The sequence below is a fragment of the Paraburkholderia edwinii genome (assembly GCF_019428685.1).
Lineage (GTDB): Bacteria > Pseudomonadota > Gammaproteobacteria > Burkholderiales > Burkholderiaceae > Paraburkholderia > Paraburkholderia edwinii.
Genome location: NZ_CP080095.1, coordinates 3,554,948 through 3,574,849, shown reverse-complemented (window position 1 = coordinate 3,574,849; position 19,902 = coordinate 3,554,948). Strand labels below are relative to the sequence as shown.

The following is a 19,902-nucleotide window of genomic DNA, read 5'->3' as shown; positions in this document are numbered from 1 at the left end:
GCGAGACGCGCGGGCCGCTGCGGGAGAACCTCGCGATTGTACCAAACCGGGCGTTCGCGACGCGCGCATCCGGCCGGATCAGGCGCCCTTCAAGTCTCGGGTCCCGCGAGTCTCGGGTTCTTCAAGTCTCGGTATAAATCCCTACGCTGTCGTCCTTGCGATTTGGCGGTGCTCGAACAAGAATATACGGATAGAATGTAATCGATTACATCGCCTGGAGACCATTTCGTGCCAAGACCGTTGCCGCACGCCCCGAACGATCCCGACGACGGGGTGCCTTCAAGGCCATCCGCCGCCCGGGCGTCCGCGCCGAAGCCCAGAGCGAAGGCCGCATCAGCGCCGCCGCTGGGCCGTGCGCGGGCCTCGTTCAGCGTGCCGAAGGACATTTCGATCGACGACGTCGCCGAGCAGGCGGGGGTATCGGTCGCGACCGTGTCGCGCGTGCTGAACGGCCATTCGAACGTGCGCGCCGAGACGCGCGAGCGCGTGCTGGCGGCGATCGAGCAGAGCGGCTATCGCGTCAACGAACTCGCGCGCAACCTGCGCACCGCCGAAAGCCGCTTATTGTTGACGATGGTGCCTAACTTCGGCAATCCGTTTTACGCGGAAATCGTGCGCGGCATCGACAGCGTCGCGCGCCAGCATGGCTATTTCATGTTGTTGTGCGACACGGGCGCGGACCCGGGCCGCGAGCGCAGCTACTTCGATATGCTGCGGCGGCGCCGCGCGGACGGCGCGATCTGCCTCGACCCGGCTGCCGCGCAGCAGGCGCTGTCCGAAGAGATGACCACGCTGCCGTGGGTCGCATGCTGCGAATTCGATGCGGACGTCGGCGTGCCGTATGTCGGCATCGACAACTACCGCGCGGCCGGCGACGCGGTGCTGCATCTGCTGTCGCGCGGCCACACGCGCATCGCGCTGATTAACTCGGGCGACGGCTACCTGTACGCGCAGCAGCGCGAGCGCGGCTATATGGACGCGATGCACAACGCGGGCCTCGTTCCCGACGCGCGCTGGCTCATTCATCTGGATAGCCTCGATTACGAAGCGGGCGCGTCTGCCGCCGCGTTGCTGATGGCGCAGCCCGATCCGCCGACGGCGATCTTCACGGTATCGGACACGCTCGCGATTGGTGTGATCAACGGCCTGCGCAAAGTCGGCAAGCGCGTGCCGGATGACGTCGCGGTAGTCGGCTTCGACGATATCTCGCTTGCGGCGCAAATCGATCCGCCTCTCACAACGATCTCCCAGCCGATGCGCGAGCTCGGCGAAACGGCCGCGCGGCTGTTGCTCAAGCGCCTCGCGAATCGTGGTGCGACGGTGCCGGGCGTGCTGCTGCCGCATCGGCTCGTCGTGCGCGGCAGCGCATGATGCGCGCTTGAGGAGCCCCCTGGCGATGAGCCTAGCCGTCCGCTTCGACGATATCCGCAAAGACTTCGGCCCCGTGCGCGTGCTGCACGGCGTGAGTTTCGACCTCGCGCCGGGCCGCATCTACGGACTGCTCGGCGAGAACGGCGCGGGCAAGTCGACGCTGATGAAAATACTCGCGGGCTACGAGCGCGCGAGCTCGGGCGCGGTGCTGGTGGACGGCACGCCGCGGCAGTTCGACGGTTCGCGCGCGGCGGAAGCAGCGGGCATCGTGCTGATTCACCAGGAGTTCAATCTCGCTGAGCATCTGACGATCGCGCAGAACATGTATCTCGGTCACGAGAAGCGCCGCGGCCTGCTGCTCGACGACGCCGCGATGCGTGCCGACGCAAAGCGCTATCTCGCGCAGGTCGGCCTGATGAAGCAGCCGGATACGAAGGTGCGCGATCTGATCGTGGCCGAAAAGCAGATGGTGGAGATCGCGAAGGCGCTGTCGCGCAACGCGCGACTGCTGATCATGGACGAGCCGACTGCGACGCTCACGCCCTCCGAAACCGAGCGCCTGTTCGCGCTGATGGCAAAGCTGAAGGCGGACGGCGTGACGATCGTCTATATCTCGCACAAGCTCGACGAAGTGGAGCGCATCACCGATGAAGTGATTGTGATGCGCGACGGCCGCTTCGTCGCGCGCAGCGAAACGGCGGCGCTTGCGCGGCAGCAGATGGCGAATCTGATGGTCGGCCGCGAGCTGTCCGATATGTTCCCGGACAAGATACCGGTCGCGGCGGATGCGCGCGTCGCGCTGCGTGTCGAAGGGTTGAGCGTGCCCGACTGGGTCGACGATCTTGGCTTCGAGGTGCGCGCGGGCGAAGTGCTCGGCTTTGCGGGCCTCGTCGGCGCGGGCCGCACCGAAGCGTTCGAAGCGATTATCGGACTGCGCAAGCGCAGCGCGGGCCGCATCGAGATTGCCGGCCGCCGCGCGGAGTTGAAGAGCCCGCGCGACGCGATGCGTCACGGCCTCACGTATCTGAGCGAAGACCGCAAGGGCAAGGGCCTGCATGTGGACCTGAGCCTGCAGGACAACCTGACGCTGATGACGCTCGATCGCTATACGCATCCGCTGCTCGACGTCAAAGCAGGCCGTGCTGCCTTGACCGAAGCGGTGCGCGAATTCGGCATTCGCACCGGTGATCTCAATAGCCGCGCGCGCATGCTGTCGGGCGGCAACCAGCAGAAGCTCGCGCTCGCGAAATTCCTGCAGCCGAACCCCGACGTGATCGTGCTCGACGAACCGACGCGCGGCGTCGATATCGGCGCGAAACGCGACATCTATTTCCTGATTCACCGGCTCGCATCGGAAGGGCGGGCGGTGATTGTGATTTCGTCCGAACTGATCGAGCTGATCGGCCTGTGCCATCGCGTTGCGGTCATGCGCGCGGGCAGGCTGCAGGCGACGCTCGGCCTCGACCATCTGACCGAAGAGGAGTTGATCGCTCATGCGACCGGCACCCACTGACACTTCCACGCCGACGCCGCGCGCCCTGCGCGTCGCACACATACTGTATGGCTTCGGTCCGCTCGCGGGCCTGATCGCGCTGTGCATCGCGGGCACGCTGCTGAACCGCGACTTCGCGACCGTCGACAATATGATGAACGTGCTCACGCGCACGTCGTTTATCGGGATCATCGCGGTCGGCATGACCTTCGTGATTATTTCCGGCGGCATCGATCTGTCGGTCGGCTCGATGGCCGCGCTGATCGCGGGCGTGATGATCTGGCTCATGAACGGGCTGGCCGGCAGCGCAGCGGCGCATACGCTTGCGCCGCTGGCGATCGTCGCGATCGGCATTGTTTGTGCGCTCGTGCTCGGCGCGCTGTTCGGCTGTGCACATGGACTGCTGATCACGAAAGGGCGCATCGAGCCGTTTATCGTCACGCTTGGCACCTTGGGGATTTTTCGCGCGGTGCTCACATGGCTTGCCGATGGCGGCGCACTGACGCTCGATAACAATCTGTCCGATCTGTATGGGCCGGTGTACTACGCAAGTCTGCTTGGCGTGCCCGTGCCGATCTGGGTGTTTCTCGTCGTCGCAGCGGGCGGCGCGCTGATTCTCAATCGCACCGCATTCGGCCGCCATGTGCAGGCGATTGGCTCGAACGAGCAGGTCGCGCGCTATGCGGCGATTCGCGTCGATACGGTGAAGATCGTCACGTATGTGCTGCTCGGCGTATGCGTCGGCGTGGCAACGGTGTTGTATGTGCCGCGGCTCGGTTCGGCGACGCCGACCACGGGCCTCCTGTGGGAACTCGAAGCGATCGCCGCGGTGGTGGTCGGCGGCACCGCGCTCAAGGGCGGCGAGGGCCGTGTGATCGGCACGGTGATCGGCGCGATCCTGCTGTCGGTGATCGCCAACATCCTGAATCTGACCAGCATCATCAGCGTGTATCTGAACGCGGCGGTGCAGGGCGTCGTGATTATCGTCGTCGCGTTTTTGCAGCGCGGGCGGCGTTAAGGCGGTTTGTGGAGGGGAAGCAGCATCAGGAAAGGAAGTTGGCCTGGTTGGCCTGGCAGGGCTTATTTTGTTTAGTCGCTAAGGTTCGTTTCAGTCGTTTCGGTCGTTCGACAATGAAATCCGGGCGCAACCACGAAAGCGCCCGCACAAAGGAGACAAACATCATGAAACACGTCATACGAGCGGTCGGCGCCGGCATGCTGGCGCTTACGATGCTGGGCATCACGACGGGCACCGCGCGCGCCGACGACCCGGTTATCCTCGGTGTCTCGATTCCGACGGCGGACCACGGGTTTACGGGCGGCATCGTCTGGTGGGCGAACAAGGCGAAAACGGACCTCGAAAAACAGCACCCCGGGCTCAAGATCATTGTGAAGACCGCAGCGAGTGCGCCTGAACAGGCGAACCAGCTGCAGGATCTCGTCACGGTGAACAAGATCAACGCGCTCGTGATCTTCCCGCAGGAGTCTGCGTCGTTGACGCAGCCCGTTGCGCAAGTGAAGAAGAAGGGCGTGTACGTGACGGTGGTCGATCGCGGCCTGACCGACACGAGCGCGCAGGACGCGTACGTGGCCGGCGACAACACGGCGTTCGGCAAGATTCCGGCCGAGTATCTGGCCAAGGCGCTCGACGGCAAGGGCGATATCGTCGCGCTACGCGGCATTCCGACGACGCTCGACAATGAGCGCTGGACCGCCTTCACGTCGGTGATGAAGCAATATCCGAACATCAAGATTCTCGATGCGAAGTACGCGAACTGGAATCGTGACGACGCGTTCAAGGTGATGCAGGATTACCTGACGCGCTTCAAGCATATCGACGCCGTGTGGGCCTCTGACGACGATATGGCCGTCGGCGTGATCAAGGCCATCGATCAGGCCAAACGCACCGACATCAAGATCGTGTTCGGCGGCGCGGGCTCGAAAGGCATGGTGAAGAACGTGATGGACGGCGCGCCGATGATCAAGGCCGACGTGTCGTACTCGCCGAAATTCATCTACGACGCGATCAAGCTGACGGCCGAAGCGCGCCTGAAAGGCGAGAAGCTGCCGCCCACGACGATCATTCCCTCGGTGCTGATTACGAAGGAAAACGCGCAGCAGTTCTACTTCCCTGACTCGCCGTTCTGAGCGACGCGAACGCGTGCGGTGCGGCATGCGACATGCTGCGCCGCACGGGTTCGACCACTGACGGAGGCGCATGATGAAGACCATCAAAGGACCGGCGATTTACCTCGCGCAGTTCCTGGGCGATGAACCGCCGTTCGACACGCTCGCGCATCTCGCCCAATGGGCGGCGGGACTCGGTTTCAAAGGCATTCAGGTGCCGGTCGCCCCGCAACTGATCGATCTCGAACAGGCGGCGGCGAGCCAGACGTATTGCGACGATTGGCTCGGCGTTGCCGCCGATGCCGGTGTGACCGTGACGGAGCTCGCGACCCATCTGCAAGGCCAGCTCGTGGCCGTGCATCCGGCCTACGACCTGTTGTTCGACGGCTTTGCCGCGCCGCACGTGCGCGGCAATCCGCAGGCGCGCACCGAATGGGCGATTGCGCAAATGATGCTCGCGGCGAAAGCATCGCAGCGGCTGGGCTTCAACACGCACGTGACGTTTTCCGGCGCGCTCGCATGGCCGTATATCTATCCGTGGCCGCAGCGTCCGGCGGGTCTGATCGAAACGGCCTTCGACGAACTCGCGCGCCGCTGGAAGCCGATTCTCGATGCGTTCGACGCAGCGGGCGTCGACGTCTGCTACGAACTGCATCCGGGCGAGGATCTGCACGACGGGGTCACGTTCGAGCGTTTTCTCGCGACGCTGCACGATCATCCGCGCGCGAATATCCTGTTCGATCCGAGCCACTACGTGCTGCAGCAGCTCGACTATCTCGAGTTCATCGATATCTATCACGAGCGGATCAAGGCGTTCCATGTGAAGGACGCGGAATTCCGGCCGACCGGGCGTCAGGGCGTATATGGCGGCTACAGCAACTGGGCCGAGCGGGCGGGGCGCTTCCGTTCGCTCGGTGACGGGCAGGTCGATTTCAGCGCGATTTTCTCGAAGATGGCGCAGTACGACTACCAGGGCTGGGCCGTGCTCGAATGGGAGTGCGCGTTGAAGCATCCGCACGACGGCGCGCGCGAAGGGGCCGAGTTTATCAAGCGGCATATCATCCGCGTGGCCGAGCGCTCGTTCGACGACTTTGCGGGAAGCGGCGTCGATCGCGCACAGTTGCAGCGTGTACTGGGCATCGATTGATCCGGTTGCGCGCGCAACGAAAACCTAAGGAGCAGGACGCGATGGCAAGAAGACTGAAACTGGGCATGGTCGGCGGCGGGCAAGGCGCGTTTATCGGCGCGGTGCACCGGATCGCGGCGCGCCTCGACGACCGCTTCGAGATGGTCGCGGGCGCGTTATCGTCGGACCCGAAGCGCGCGCAGGCCAGCGCCGACGAAGCGAACATCGCGCGCAGCTATGCGGACTGGCGCGAGATGGCGCGCGCGGAAGGGGCGCGCGACGACGGCATCGACGCGGTCGCGATCGTCACGCCGAACCATCTGCATGCGCCGGTTGCGACGGCGTTTCTCGAGGCCGGTATCCATGTGATCTGCGACAAGCCGCTTGCGGTATCGCTTGCCGAAGGCGAGGCGCTGGCGCGGCTCGCGCACGACAAACAACGGCTGTTCGCGCTGACTCACACGTACTCGGGCTACCCGATGGTGCGGCACGCGCGCGAGATGATCGAAGCGGGCGAACTCGGTGAGATTCGCGTCGTGCAGGTCGAATATGCGCAGGACTGGCTCGCGGAGCCGATCGAACAAAGCGGCACGAACAAGCAGGCCGTGTGGCGCACCGATCCGAAACTGTCGGGGCCGGCCGGGTGTCTCGGCGATATCGGCACGCATGCGTATCACCTCGCCGGCTTCATCAGCGGCATGCTGCCGGAGGCGCTAGCCGCGGAAGTGCACACGTTCGTGCCGGGGCGCCGCGTCGACGATCACGTGCAGGCGATGCTGCGTTATGCGAACGGCGCGCGCGGAATGCTGTGGGCGAGCCAGGTCGCGAGCGGCGAGGAAAATGGGCTGCGTTTGCGCGTGTACGGCACGAAGGCGAGCATCGCGTTCGAACAGGAAGAGCCGAACGAACTGTGGTTCACGCCGCTTGGCGGCGCGCGGCAGCGGATCACGCGCGGGCGGGTGAAAGGCGACGCGGCCGCGAACGCGACGCGCGTGCCGGCGGGGCATCCGGAAGGGTATCTCGAAGCGTTCGCGCAGTTGTATAAGGACGCCGCGCAGCAGATCGAAGCGCTCGATGCCGGTCAGCCGTTGCCGCCGGAAAGCCGCCTTCTGACGACCGTCGACGACGGTGTGGAAGGTTTGCGGTTTATCGACGCGATGCTGGCCAGCAGCGCGGCGGGCGGGCAGTGGCGGCAGATCTGAGGTCGGGCCGGCCGCGCCGCTCAAGGCTCTACGCCTGCCTTAACTCTTGCTCTTCTTGATCTGCTCTTCGAACGCAAGATCGAGCTTGCTGACCTTGCGCGGCTTTTTCGGCCCGAATTCGTCGACGAATTTGACGAAGTCGTCGAGCGGCAGCGGATCGGACATTTTCTGATCGGTGCCGCTCGAGCGGTCGACGAGATAGAACAGGCCGCCGGACAGCGCAATGGCCGCATAGCGGGCGTTGCCGCTGCGGGTCTTCAGCCGTTCGACGGCGTGGATGGCTCGGGTGGTGCGCATGATGGAGACGCGGAACGCGATCAGGGCGACGAAAGACGTCTACTTTAACAACAGCGTCACTGGCTCAGGTAGATAAACTTCCCGCCCTTGATCGTCCCCATCACGCTCGCGCGCTGATCGAGCCCGACGTGATCCTTCGCGCTCGTATTGACGACGCCGTTCGGCACCACGAGTTCATGCGCCTGCTCGAGCGATTCGCGCAGCGCGACGCGAAACGCCGGCGTCCCGGGCTGCGCCGTTTTCAACGCACGCGCGACCGCGTCCTGCAGACGCGGATAGACGCCCGCCGCGTCGCCGGCAAACTGCGTGACCGTATTCGGACCGTACTTCGCTTCATAGGAATCGACGAACGCGAGCGCGGCCCGCTTCGCCGGATGGTCGGCCGGCAGCGTGCGCGCGACGACCACCGGCTGCGTCGGAAACAGCGTGCCTTCGACGTCCTTGCCGCCGAGCCTGATGAACTCCGGCGTCGCGATGCCATGCGTCTGATAAATGGCGCCCTTGTAGCCGCGCTCGACGAGCGTGCGTTGCGGCAGCACGCTCGGTGTGCCCGCGCCCGCGATCAGTATCGCGTCGGGTTTTGCCGCGATCAGCTTCAGCACCTGGCCCGTCACGCTCGTATCGGTGCGATTGAAGCGCTCGGTCGCGACCACCTGAATATGCCGTAGCGCCGCGAATTTCGTGAACTCATTGAGCCAGCTGTCGCCGTAACTGTCCGCAAAGCCGATAAAGCCGACCGTCTTCACGTTGTGGTTCGCCATATAGCGCGTCATCACGTCGGCCATCGCGCTATCGGTCTGCGCCATCTTGAACGCCCAGACGCGCTTGCCTTCCTGCGGTTCGACGACGGCCGCCGAGCCGATCAGCGTGATCATCGGCGTCTGGCTTTCGGCGACGGGGTCGAGCGCGGCCAGCGCGGCCGGCGTCACGTTCGGGCCGACGATCACGTCGACGTGGTCTTCGTTGATGAGCTTGTGGATGTTGCGGACCGCGGCGCCCGGGTCGGAGCCGTCGTCGAGGATGATGTATTGCGCGGGCTGGCCGGCGATCGTCTTCGGCCACATCAGGATCGCGTTCTTGCTTGTGATGCCGATCGCGGCGGCGGGGCCCGTCGTCGACAGGTCGATGCCGACCTTCAGGTCCGCGTGCGCGGCGGCGGCAAACATCAATGCGCCGAGCGCGGCGAGCCGGCGCAGGGTCTTCTTATATGACGTCATGCAGAAACTCCGTGGCGTAAAAGCGAAAAAGTGGGATCGCGTGGCGCGGCCGGTGGCCCGGGCAAAGCGGGTCCGGACGCGTTACGCAATGCCACGGCTGCCTACGCTATCGACAAAGCCGCGCCCGGGCCCCTGGAACGCGCCGTCATTGATGTGGAAACCGAAGGTTTGCGCGTGCGCGAAGTGCGGAAGGTTTGCGGCGTGCCATCGAATGATCGAAACCCTCAAAGCTCGTACGTCTCGCTCTCGCCCTTCAACGCCTGCTCGATCAGCTTGCGGTTCATGCTCGGCGACAGCAGTTCGACCAGCGTGTAGACGTAACTGCGCAAGTAAGCGCCTTGCTTGAGTCCGACGCGCGTGATGTTGCTGCCGAACAGATGCCCGACCGGCATCGCGCGCAGGTGCCGGTCACGCTCGGCGTTGAACGCGATGTCGGCCATGATGCCGACGCCGAGCCCCAGTTCGACGTAGGTCTTGATCACGTCCGCGTCGATCGCCTCGAGCACGATGTCCGGATGCAGGCCGCGCAGCCGGAACGCGTCGTTGATCTTCGTGCGGCCGGCAAACGCGTTTTCGTAGGTGATGAGCGGGTATTGCGACAGGTCGTCGAGCGACAGCTGTTTGCGCTCGAGCAGCGGGTGGTCGTCCTGCATGACCGCGACGTGGTGCCAGGTGAAGCACGGCAGCGTCACCAGTTCCTTATAGTTCGACAGCCCCTCGGTCGCGATCGCGACGTCCGCCTGGTCGTGAATCACCATCTCGGCCACTTGGCTCGGGCTGCCTTGCAAGATTGAAAGGTGAACTTTCGGGTAGCGCTTCTTGAATTCGGCGATCGCGGCGGGCAGCGAATAGCGCGCCTGGGTGTGGGTCGCGGCGATCACGAGGTTGCCCTGGTCCTGCGCCGCGTAGTCCTTGCCGATCCGTTTCAGGCTTTCCACTTCCTGCAGGATTCGCTCGACCGACGCCAGAATGATGCGCCCCGGCTCGGTCAGCGACCGCACGCGCTTGCCGTGCCGCGTGAAGATTTCGACGCCCAGCTCGTCCTCGAGCTCGATGATGGCCTTGGAGACGCCAGGCTGACTCGTATACAGCGCCTTGGCCGCTTCGGTGAGGTTGAAGTTCTGGCGGACGGCTTCCCGGACGAAGCGGAACTGGTGCAGGTTCATATATAACCTCTCCGCATATCAACAGAATTTTTTAGTCGTTTGAGATATTAAGGGAGTTTATTACGATTTCTCCAACTTTTCCAATATGGATATCTCTTTTCGTCATTAGCAAATCGCGGGCAGGTCTAACGTAATGCACGTGACTTGCTCGGCTAACAGGACAGAGCGGTATCCATCGCGCGGCGTAACCGGAACGCCGGGCGGGTTGAGACAAACAAACTGGGGTCCCCGAATGTATCAATACGATCAGTACGACCAGACCATCGTTGACGAACGCGTCGCGCAGTACGCCGACCAGGTTCGCCGCCGGCTGTCGGGCGAATTGAGCGAAGAAGAGTTCCGCCCGTTGCGTCTGCAGAATGGTCTGTACATGCAGCGTCACGCCTACATGCACCGCATCGCGATTCCTTACGGCAATCTGCGCAGCGACCAGATGCGCATGCTCGCGACGATCGCGCGCGAACACGACCGCGGCTACGGCCATTTCTCGACGCGCACGAACATCCAGTTCAACTGGGTCGAGCTCGAGGAAACGCCGGAAATTCTGCGCAAGCTCGCGTCGGTGCAAATGCACGGCATCCAGACGTCGGGCAACTGCATCCGCAATATCACCGCCGACCAGTTCGCGGGCATCGCGCCCGACGAGCACATCGACCCGCGTCCGTGGGCCGAAATTCTGCGTCAGTGGTCGACGTTCCACCCTGAATTCGCGTGGCTGCCGCGCAAGTTCAAGATTGCTGTGTCAGGCTCGAAGGAAGATCGCGCGGCCGTGCAGATTCACGACCTCGGCGTCTATCTGTCGAAGAATGCCGACGGCGAAGTGGTCGCGAGCATTCTCGCGGGCGGCGGCCTCGGCCGTACGCCGATCATCGGCGCGATCATCCGCGAAAACCTGCCGTGGCAGCATCTGCTGACTTACTGCGAAGCCGTGCTGCGTGTGTATAACCGCTACGGCCGCCGCGACAACCTGTACAAGGCGCGCATCAAGATTCTCGTGAAGGCGCTCTCGCCGGAGAAATTCGCGCAGCAGGTCGAGGAAGAGTGGCAGCACCTGAAGGACGGCCCGTCGACGCTGACGCAAGCCGAACTGGACCGCGTGGCGCAGCATTTCGCGCCGCCGCAATACGACAAGCTGCCGGATACGGATCCGAGCTTCGAAAAGCATCTGCTCGAAAGCCGCGCATTCGCGCGCTGGGTCGAGCGCAGCGTGCGTCCGCATCGGGTGACGGGCTACTCGGCCGTCACGCTCTCGCTGAAGCCGCACGGCGTGGCCCCCGGCGACGCAACCGACGCGCAGATGGACGCGGTCGCCGATCTCGCCGACCAGTATTCGCTTGGTGAAATCCGCGTGTCGCACGAGCAGAACCTGATTCTCGCGAACGTGAAGAAGCGCGATCTGTACGCGCTGTGGGAACAGGCGAAGACGCTCGGTTTCGCAACGCCGAATATCGGCCTGCTGACCGACATCATCGCGTGCCCGGGCGGCGACTTCTGCTCGCTCGCGAATGCGAAGTCGATCCCGATCGCACAGGCGATCCAGCAGCGCTTCGACGATATGGATTTCGTCTACGACCTCGGCGAACTGTCGCTGAATATTTCCGGTTGCATGAACTCCTGCGGCCACCATCACGTCGGCAATATCGGCGTGCTCGGCGTCGACAAGGACGGTTCCGAGTGGTACCAGGTGTCGCTCGGCGGCGAGCAGGGCACCGGTGCGACCGGCGCGCATCTGGGCCGCGTGATCGGCCCGTCGTTCTCGGCTGAGGAAATGCCGGACGTCGTGGCGAAGGTGATCGATACATTTGTCGAGCAGCGTCTTGATGGCGAGCGTTTCATCGACACATACAACCGTATCGGCATCGCGCCGTTCAAGGAGCGCGTGTACGCATCGCGCCAACCCGCTCACGCGTAACCGGCTCAGTAAGGAATTGTGCAGATGGCTTCGATTATCAAAGACCGCAAAGTTGTGAGCGATGACTGGACGGTGGTGCGCGCGGCCGAAGACGGCACGCTGCCCGCGGTGGATGCGTTGCCGGCCGGCAAGATCATCGTGCCGCTCGCGTTGTGGCAAAGCGCGCGCGGCGCGCTGACGGCGACGCGTAGCGCCGCCGAAATCGGCGTCTGGCTCGCGGGCGACAGCGAACCGGCGGACATCGTTGGCGATCTCGACAAGGTTGCGCTGATTGCGGTCGATTTCCCGGTGTTCCGCGATGGCCGCGGCTACAGCATCGCGCGTTTGCTGCGCGAGCGTTACGGCTACAAGGGCGAGATTCGCGCGATCGGCGACGTGCTGCGCGATCAGCTGCGCTTTTACGAGCGCTGCGGCTTCGACGCCTATGCGGTGCGTGCCGACAAGGACATCAACGACGCGCTGAAGGCGTTCACCGAGTTCACGGTGCAGTACCAGGGCGCGTTCGACGAACCGCGGCCGCTGTTCCGCCGCCGTGAGGCGGCTCAGGCTGCTGGCGCGCAAAAGGTTCCGGCATGAGCGAAGTGCAGAACGTCGCGCCGGAGCTGGCCGCGAAGATCGAGCGGCTCGATGCGCTGCTCGATTCGATCGCGGCGCGCCACGCGAACGTGAAGTTCGCGAGCAGCCTCGCCGCGGAAGACATGCTGCTGACGCACGCGATTCTTTCGCGCGGCGTGAAGATCGGCATATTCAGTCTGAATACGGGCAGGCTGCATGCGGAAACGCTCGGCATGTTCGACCGCGTGCGCGAGCGCTACGGCTACGAGATTGAGCAGTACCACCCGCAGGCGGCCGCCGTCGACGAATATGTCGCTGGACACGGCCTGAACGCGTTCTACGAAAGCATCGACCTGCGCAAGCGCTGCTGCGAAATCCGCAAGGTCGAGCCGCTGAACCGTGCCTTGGCAGACGTGAGCGCGTGGGTAACGGGCCAGCGCCGCGAGCAGTCGGTGACGCGCGCGGAGCTGCACGAGGAAGAGCACGACGCCGCCCGCAATATTGCCAAGTTCAACCCGCTGGCCGACTGGACGGAAGCTGACGTCTGGGCGTACCTCAAGGCATTCGACGTGCCGGTCAATCCGCTGCACGCGCGCGGCTACCCGAGTATCGGCTGCGAGCCCTGTACGCGCGCCGTCCGGCCGGGCGAAGACAGCCGGGCAGGGCGGTGGTGGTGGGAATCGCGCGATACTAAGGAATGCGGGCTGCACATCACGACCATTCCGATCGCGGTGAGCCCCGAAAGCGCCTCAGCGTGACGCGAGCCGCATAGCGCCCCGGGCGTCTGACGCCATCCCAAATGCATCAAAAGCCTTTTCGATATCGCGAGCGGCAACGCTGCTCGCCCGAATGAATCAAAGAAGGACCCGAACCATGAGCACGACGCTCGAACCGACTGTGACCGCACCGCTTACGAACACGGGCAACCGGATGGACCATCTCGACTGGCTCGAGGCCGAGTCGATCCATATCCTGCGCGAGCTCGTCGCCGAATGCAGCAAGCCTGCGCTGCTGTTCTCGGGTGGCAAGGACTCGGTGGTGGTGCTGCATCTCGCGCTGAAGGCCTTCGGCCTCGGCGCGAACCGTCAGACGAAGCTGCCGTTCCCGCTCGTGCATATCGACACGGGCCACAACTACGAGGAAGTGATCGATTTCCGCGATCGCCGTGCGAAGGAAATCGGCGCTGAGCTCGTGGTCGGTCATGTCGAAGATTCGATCAAGCGCGGCACGGTGCGTCTGCGTCGCGAAACCGATTCGCGCAACGCGGTGCAAGCAGTCACGCTGCTCGAAACGATTGAGCAATACGGCTACACCGCGATGATCGGCGGCGCGCGCCGCGACGAAGAAAAGGCGCGTGCGAAAGAGCGGATCTTCTCGTTCCGCGACGAGTTCGGCCAATGGGATCCGAAGGCGCAGCGCCCCGAACTGTGGAGCCTGTATAACGCGCGTCTGCATGCAGGCGAGCATCTGCGCGTGTTCCCGATCTCGAACTGGACCGAGCTCGACGTGTGGCAGTACATCGCGCGTGAGCAACTCGAACTGCCGTCGATCTACTACGCGCATACCCGCGAGATCGTGCGCCGCAATGGCCTGCTCGTGCCGGTGACGCCGCTCACGCCGATGCGCGAAGGCGAGACCAGCGAGGAAGCGCTCGTGCGCTTCCGTACGGTCGGCGACATCAGCTGCACGTGCCCGGTCGCAAGCGATGCGGACACGGTCGAAAAGATCATCGCCGAGACGGCGGTGACCGAGATCACGGAACGCGGCGCCACGCGCATGGACGATCAGACGTCCGAAGCGGCGATGGAACAGCGCAAGAAACAAGGTTATTTCTGAGGCACACGAGGTAAGACAGTCATGAGCATTCATCAACCGCAAGACCTCGGCGTGCTGCGTTTCATCACGGCGGGCAGTGTCGACGACGGCAAGAGCACGCTGATCGGCCGCCTGCTGTACGACAGCAAGGCAGTGTTGTCCGACCAGCTGTCGGCGCTGTCGCGCGCGAAGAACAAGCGCACGGTCGGCGACGAAATCGATCTGTCGCTGCTGACCGACGGCCTCGAAGCCGAACGCGAGCAGGGCATTACGATCGACGTGGCGTATCGCTATTTCGCCACCGCGAAGCGCAAGTTCATCATCGCCGATACGCCGGGGCACGAGCAGTACACGCGCAATATGGTGACCGGCGCATCGACCGCGCATGCGGCGATCATTCTCGTCGACGCGACGCGCGTCACGCTCGAAAACGGCGTCGCGCAACTGCTGCCGCAAACGAAGCGTCATAGCGCGATCGTGAAGCTGCTCGGCTTGCAGCATGTGATCGTCGCGATCAACAAGATGGATCTTGTCGAGTTCAGCGAAACGCGCTTCAACGAGATTCGCGACGCGTATGTCGAACTGGCGCGTCAGCTCGGTCTGACGAATGTGCGTTTCGTGCCGGTGTCGGCGCTGAAGGGCGACAACATCGTGAGCGCGAGCGAGCGCATGCCGTGGTATGCGGGCGAACCGTTGCTCGACGTGCTCGAAGCGCTGCCGGTCGAAACTGCCGATCACGCGGCGCTGCGTTTTCCGGTGCAGTGGGTGGCGCGCCAGGACGGCAGCCAGGCCGACGACTTCCGTGGTTATATGGGCCGCATCGAGTCGGGCGAAGTGAAGGTGGGCGACGCGATTGTCGTACTGCCGGCCAATCGCGAAGCGACGGTTGCCGAGATTATCGCGCCGGTGCCGGGCGGCACCGGGCAAGTCGACCGCGCGTTCGCGGGCCAGACGGTAACGATCCGTCTCGACCAGGATGTCGACGTGTCGCGCGGCGATACGTTCGTGTTCGCGGGCGACCAGCCGCAGCCGGCGAAGAAGCTCGAAGCCGACCTGTGCTGGTTCGACGACGCGCCGCTGTCGACGCAACGCAAGTATCTGCTCAAGCAGACCACCAACACGGTGTTTGCGCGCGTCGGCGCGATCAAACAGGTGCTCGACGTGCATACGCTGTCGCATGCCACCGACCGGCAGGAGCTGGCGATGAACGACATCGGCCGCGTGTCGCTGACGCTGCAAAAGCCGCTGGTCGCCGACGAGTATGATACGAATCCGGGCACGGGCGCCTTCGTGCTGATCGACGAGGCGACGCATCATACGGTCGCCGCGGGCATGATTCGTGCATTTTCTGCTTGAGGGGCTCGCGCCTACAACGTGAAATAGCGCGAGCGGTGCAGGGTTAGCGAGTGGATTGCACGCGCATTTCACGTAAGTGCGACGAACGGAGCGGGAGCAAATGGGTAAGGTGTATCTGATCGGTGCAGGGCCTGGCGCGGCGGACCTCATTACGGTGCGCGGCGCACGCTTGTTGGGCATCGCCGATGTCGTGCTGCACGATGCGCTGATCGAGCCGGCAATGCTCGAGCATGCGCCGCATGCGCGCAAGATCGCGGTCGGCAAGCGCTGTGGTCAGCGCTCGACCGCGCAGCACTTTATCAATAAGCAGATCGTCGACGCGGCGCGCGAGCATGAGGTGGTCGTGCGTCTGAAGGGCGGCGATCCGATGCTGTTCGGCCGCGCCGACGAAGAAATGCGCGCGCTCGAAGCGGCTGGCATCGACTACGAGGTGGTGCCGGGCATCACCGCGGCGCTCGCGAGCGCCGCCGCGCTGCAGCGCTCGCTGACGCTGCGTGGCGTGTCGCGCAGCGTGGCGCTGGCGACGCACAGCCGCGCAGCCGATACCGAAGCGATTCGCGAGCAGGTCAATGCGGACTCGCTGGTGTTCTATATGGGCCGCGATAGCGCGCCCGAAATCGCGCAACAGCTGATCGACGCGGGACGTGCGCCGGCAACGCCGGTGGCGATTGTCGAAGCGTGCAGCACGCCGCGCGAGCGGACGCTGACGCTGACGCTCGAAGGCCTCGCGGCCGGCGACGCGCAGCAATGGCTCGATGCGGCGCAGCCGAGCCTGCTGATGATCGGCGATGCGTTTGCCGAGCGTCAGCGCGCGGCGGCTACGGTCGACGAGGAAGAGGCTGCCGCTAAAGCGCAGGCACAGCGCGAGCAGAACGGGATTCGCAGAGTGGCGTAAGCCGCTTTCGCTTCGAGCGGCCCGTGTAGCGGTCCGGTTCGATGAAGCATGCAGAAAGGCGCGAGCAATCGCGCCTTTTTTATTGCGGTCAATCATCACGCGTGTGCGCTTGCGCGCGGCGCGCGTTTAGTCCTTGAACAGATGCGTCGAGTGCGTCACTGCGGCGCCGGCTCGCATTGCCGCGGCGACCATTGCCGCCTCCGTCAGTTGCTCGTCCGTTGCCCCCGCCTTGCGCGCCGCGCTCGTATGCAGTTCGATGCAGTACGGGCATTGTGTCGTCAACGCGACCGCCACTGCGATGATCTGCTTGGTCTGCTCACTGAGTGCGCCGGGCGCGAATGCGGCCTTGTCGAATGCCCAGAACGTTTTCATCACGTCCGGTGCTTTTTCGTCCAGCTTCTTGAGTCGGGTAAGATTCTTCATGTCGAACATCAGAGTCTCCTAAAGTAGGGATGGTGCACATCATGATAGTGATGGTCCGGTTCGAAGTGGTCTCGTTATGGTTCCAAATCGTCCAATGTTCGAATTGACTTCATCGGGCGAGCATGTGCTCGACCATCTGCTTGCCGCGGTCGATCTCGGCGTCGCGAACTTCTCGCTATGCGATGTGCGTAAAGGCTGGGGCGTGAGCTTCGAAGCGTGCAGCACGGTCAGCCTGCACTATTGTCTCTCCGGCAGCGCGACGCTTGTGATGGACGATGTCGAATCGTTGCCGCTCGATGCGCACAGTTTCGTGCTGTTGCCGGCGGGTGTCGCTTACAGGATCGACGCGGCGAGCCGGACGGCGGCGCGCGTGGTGGACCGCACGCGCGTCGGGGACGGTCTCGCGCGCGAGACGGCGCCGACGGTCACGGTGGGCGACGGCGCGCAGGGCGTTGTTACCGCTTGCGGAGAACTGAACGTCGATGGCCGCTTCGCGGCCGATCCGTTCAAGGCGTTGGGCCGTCCGCTGGTCACCCGTTTCGATGCATCCGCGGGGTTGCGCGATCAGTTCGTGCTGCTGCTCGCGGAATCGGCGCGCCCCGGGCCCGGTTCGCGTGTGCTCGTCGAAGCGCTGCTCAAACAGTGTCTGGTGATGGCGCTCCGGCGCCATATCAGTGACGGCGGTGTCCATTTTCCGTGGGCCGCGGGCCTCGCCGATACGCGGCTCGCCGCGGCACTCGAGACCATGTTCGAGCGCTATGCGAGCCCGCTATCGGTCGAGCGGCTGGCGCAGGTTGCAAGCATGAGCCGATCGGCGTTTGCCGCGCAGTTTGCGAAAGCATTCGATCAGTCGCCGATGGCGATGCTGAAAATCGTGCGCTTGCGCAAGGCGGCGGAATTGCTTGCGACCACAACCTTGCCGGTTCCTGAGGTGGCGCGCGCGGTCGGACTGTCGAGCCGGAGCAATTTCTCGGTGGCGTTCCAGCACATGTATCACGTCGACCCGACACGGTTCAGGCTCCAGTCGAGGTCGGCTAACCGGTTCGTCAAATAAGCGGCCACGCTTGCCTGACGCGCGGAATAGACGCTTTTATTGCACGTTCTTTCGATTGCGTGCCGGGCGCGCGGCGTGATCGCGGCAGGCCTGATGAACTGACGTAGACGCATAGATGCTTAGACGGAGATTCGACCGAATGACCCAGCAATTTTCCGGGCGTGCGACGCTCGCGTCGTGGCTCGACGCATTTTCGCGGGCGATCGCCTCCAACAGAACGGATGATGTCGTCGCGCTGTTCGGCGACCTCTGCTTCTGGCGCGATCTGGTCGCGTTCACGTGGGACATCCGCACGATGGAGGGGCGCGACGCGATTCGCGCGATGCTCGATGCAACCCTTGCGTCGATTCGACCGTCCGCGTGGACCGTCGCGGAACCTGTGCGGCCCGATGCGACCGATGGCTTCGTTTCGTTTGAAACCGCGCTTGGACGTTGCGACGGCTACGTGCGGCTCGATGCCGAAGGCCGCTGTTTGACGTTGCTCACCGCGCTGCGGGAACTGAAGGGCTTCGAGGAGCCGACCCGTCAACGTCGCGTGTCAGGTCGCGTACAGCGAGGCGCCGGCAAGGCGGCAGCGCAAGCCACCGAATCGGAGAGTGCGTCGCAGCCTTATGTATTGATTGTAGGCGGCGGCCATTGCGGCCTGGGACTGGCGGCAAGGCTCAAGCTGCTGCGCGTCCCGACGCTGATTATCGATAGCCATGCGCGTACCGGCGACAGCTGGCGATCGCGCTATGCGTCGCTGCATCTGCACGATCCGGTGTGGTGGAACGCGCTGCCTTATCTGGATTATCCGGACCATTGGCCGGTATTCCCGCCAAAGGACAGGGTCGGCGACTGGCTCGAGTCGTACGCGCGAATCATGGAACTGGACATCCGGCACAACACGGCATGCGCGGGCGCGCAATACGATGCGACGAGCGGACAGTGGCAGGTGCGCGTCGTGCAGGATGGACACGAAACAGTGCTGCGGCCCGCGCATCTCGTGCTTGCAACCGGCTTGAATGGCGATCCGTTTATTCCGGCGATTCCCGGCGCCAGCACGTTTGCCGGCGAACAGCGCCATTCGAGCGCGCACCCGGGCGGCAGCCGCTTCCGCGGCCGCAAGGTGGTCGTGTTCGGTTCGAACAATTCGGCGCACGATATCTGCGAAGACCTGTTCGACCATGGCGCGGATGTGACGATGATCCAGCGCTCGTCGACGCACGTGATCCGCCAGCAACGTGTGCTCGAGATGTTGCGCCCGCTCTATTCGGAAGAGGCCTTGGCGCGTGGACTCGACGTGGGTCGCGCAGACCTGCAGCGGGCGGCACTGCCGATGCGGATGTTGCCGGTGGTGTTCCGTCCGATGATGGAAAAGTTCGCTCAGGAAGACAGCGCGTTCTATCAACGGCTTGCCGCGGCGGGATTCAAGGTCGACGCCGGTCCGGACGGCACGGGCCTGGTCGGGAAGGCCTTGCGCAAAGGAGGCGGCTTCTACATTGATACCGGCGCGTCGGAATTGATTGCGAACGGCAGCATCAAGCTGAAATCCGGCGTCGAAGCGACGCGCATCGAGCGTGACGGCATCGTTCTGAGCGATGGGTCGCGGCTCGATGCGGACTACATAGTGTATGCGACCGGTTACAGGCCGATGGACGAACACATCGCCAGGCTTGTGTCGCGCGAAGTCGCGAACTCCGTGGGGCCGGTCATGGGATATGGCTCGGGACTCGAGGGAGACTCGGGCCCGTGGGAGGGCGAACTGCGCAACTTGTCGAAACCGACGCGCCAGCCGGGGCTCTGGATTCACGCCGGTAACTTCCAGATGGGGCGCTTTTACTCGAGGTTTCTCGCGTTGCAGCTAAAGGCGCGGTTCGAGAATCTGCCGCTAGACGTTTATCGACCGTAGCGC

The 19,902-nt window shown here is 64.0% G+C and carries 18 protein-coding genes; 14 read left to right on the top strand and 4 right to left on the bottom strand.

Annotated elements, in window-relative coordinates:
- The first annotated feature begins 345 nt into the window (after positions 1-345).
- From KZJ38_RS15770 to KZJ38_RS15745, 6 genes are all read left to right on the top strand, one after another.
- Positions 346-1,371 (top strand): LacI family DNA-binding transcriptional regulator, encoded by a 1,026-nt coding sequence (locus KZJ38_RS15770; protein ID WP_219800375.1) that lies wholly within the window; start codon positions 346-348, stop codon positions 1,369-1,371.
- Between the two features lie 25 nt (positions 1,372-1,396).
- Positions 1,397-2,884: a sugar ABC transporter ATP-binding protein gene (locus KZJ38_RS15765; RefSeq protein ID WP_219797023.1), complete on the top strand. Its 1,488-nt coding sequence runs from the start codon at positions 1,397-1,399 to the stop codon at positions 2,882-2,884.
- Positions 2,865-3,881 carry an ABC transporter permease gene (locus KZJ38_RS15760; RefSeq protein ID WP_219797022.1) on the top strand — a complete coding sequence of 339 codons (1,017 nt, stop codon included), beginning with the start codon at positions 2,865-2,867 and terminating at the stop codon, positions 3,879-3,881. Before KZJ38_RS15765 ends, KZJ38_RS15760 begins: the two co-directional genes overlap by 20 nt.
- A gap of 164 nt (positions 3,882-4,045) precedes the next feature.
- On the top strand, positions 4,046-5,011 hold the full coding sequence (locus KZJ38_RS15755) for a substrate-binding domain-containing protein (RefSeq protein WP_219797020.1): 966 nt from the start codon (positions 4,046-4,048) through the stop codon (positions 5,009-5,011).
- A 73-nt stretch (positions 5,012-5,084) separates the two neighbouring features.
- The gene (locus KZJ38_RS15750) at positions 5,085-6,137 is read left to right on the top strand and encodes a sugar phosphate isomerase/epimerase family protein (protein ID WP_219800374.1); all 1,053 of its coding nucleotides are present in this window, start codon (positions 5,085-5,087) and stop codon (positions 6,135-6,137) included.
- A gap of 41 nt (positions 6,138-6,178) precedes the next feature.
- Positions 6,179-7,318, top strand: a complete 1,140-nt coding sequence (locus KZJ38_RS15745) for a Gfo/Idh/MocA family protein (protein ID WP_246641492.1) — start codon at positions 6,179-6,181, stop codon at positions 7,316-7,318.
- A 39-nt stretch (positions 7,319-7,357) separates the two neighbouring features.
- Here the strand turns inward: KZJ38_RS15745 and KZJ38_RS15740 are convergent, their stop codons facing one another.
- The 3 genes from KZJ38_RS15740 to KZJ38_RS15730 form a co-directional block, all read right to left on the bottom strand.
- Positions 7,358-7,615, bottom strand: a complete 258-nt coding sequence (locus KZJ38_RS15740) for a hypothetical protein (RefSeq protein WP_219797018.1) — start codon at positions 7,613-7,615, stop codon at positions 7,358-7,360.
- A gap of 56 nt (positions 7,616-7,671) precedes the next feature.
- Complete coding sequence (locus tag KZJ38_RS15735; RefSeq protein ID WP_219797016.1) at positions 7,672-8,832, bottom strand: ABC transporter substrate-binding protein; 1,161 nt, start codon at positions 8,830-8,832, stop codon at positions 7,672-7,674.
- 224 nt (positions 8,833-9,056) lie between these two features.
- A complete protein-coding gene (locus tag KZJ38_RS15730; RefSeq protein ID WP_219797015.1) occupies positions 9,057-9,998 on the bottom strand; it encodes a CysB family HTH-type transcriptional regulator in 942 nt (313 codons plus the stop codon).
- Between the two features lie 232 nt (positions 9,999-10,230).
- Here KZJ38_RS15730 and KZJ38_RS15725 point away from each other — a divergent pair, with 232 nt between their 5' ends.
- The 6 genes from KZJ38_RS15725 (at position 10,231) to cobA (ending at position 16,531) form a co-directional block, all read left to right on the top strand.
- Positions 10,231-11,910, top strand: coding sequence for a nitrite/sulfite reductase (locus KZJ38_RS15725; protein ID WP_219797013.1), 1,680 nt, complete (start codon positions 10,231-10,233; stop codon positions 11,908-11,910).
- Positions 11,911-11,934: 24 nt separating this feature from the next.
- Positions 11,935-12,486, top strand: a complete 552-nt coding sequence (locus KZJ38_RS15720) for a DUF934 domain-containing protein (protein ID WP_219797011.1) — start codon at positions 11,935-11,937, stop codon at positions 12,484-12,486.
- A complete protein-coding gene (locus KZJ38_RS15715) occupies positions 12,483-13,223 on the top strand; it encodes a phosphoadenylyl-sulfate reductase (RefSeq protein ID WP_219797010.1) in 741 nt (246 codons plus the stop codon). The genes KZJ38_RS15720 and KZJ38_RS15715 overlap by 4 nt, the downstream gene beginning before the upstream one ends.
- A 115-nt stretch (positions 13,224-13,338) precedes the next feature.
- On the top strand, positions 13,339-14,301 hold the full coding sequence (gene cysD, locus KZJ38_RS15710) for a sulfate adenylyltransferase subunit CysD (protein WP_219797008.1): 963 nt from the start codon (positions 13,339-13,341) through the stop codon (positions 14,299-14,301).
- Between the two features lie 21 nt (positions 14,302-14,322).
- Positions 14,323-15,636, top strand: a complete 1,314-nt coding sequence (locus tag KZJ38_RS15705) for a sulfate adenylyltransferase subunit 1 (RefSeq protein WP_219797006.1) — start codon at positions 14,323-14,325, stop codon at positions 15,634-15,636.
- A 100-nt stretch (positions 15,637-15,736) separates the two neighbouring features.
- Positions 15,737-16,531 (top strand): uroporphyrinogen-III C-methyltransferase, encoded by a 795-nt coding sequence (cobA, locus tag KZJ38_RS15700; protein ID WP_219797004.1) that lies wholly within the window; start codon positions 15,737-15,739, stop codon positions 16,529-16,531.
- 126 nt (positions 16,532-16,657) lie between these two features.
- Here the strand turns inward: cobA and KZJ38_RS15695 are convergent, their stop codons facing one another.
- On the bottom strand, positions 16,658-16,963 hold the full coding sequence (locus KZJ38_RS15695; RefSeq protein ID WP_219797002.1) for a carboxymuconolactone decarboxylase family protein: 306 nt from the start codon (positions 16,961-16,963) through the stop codon (positions 16,658-16,660).
- An 85-nt stretch (positions 16,964-17,048) separates the two neighbouring features.
- Between KZJ38_RS15695 and KZJ38_RS15690 the strand changes: the two genes are divergently transcribed.
- Both KZJ38_RS15690 and KZJ38_RS15685 read left to right on the top strand, forming a co-directional pair.
- Positions 17,049-18,008, top strand: a complete 960-nt coding sequence (locus KZJ38_RS15690; RefSeq protein ID WP_219797001.1) for an AraC family transcriptional regulator — start codon at positions 17,049-17,051, stop codon at positions 18,006-18,008.
- A gap of 139 nt (positions 18,009-18,147) precedes the next feature.
- Positions 18,148-19,899 (top strand): flavin-containing monooxygenase, encoded by a 1,752-nt coding sequence (locus KZJ38_RS15685; RefSeq protein WP_219796999.1) that lies wholly within the window; start codon positions 18,148-18,150, stop codon positions 19,897-19,899.
- Positions 19,900-19,902: the final 3 nt, after the last annotated feature.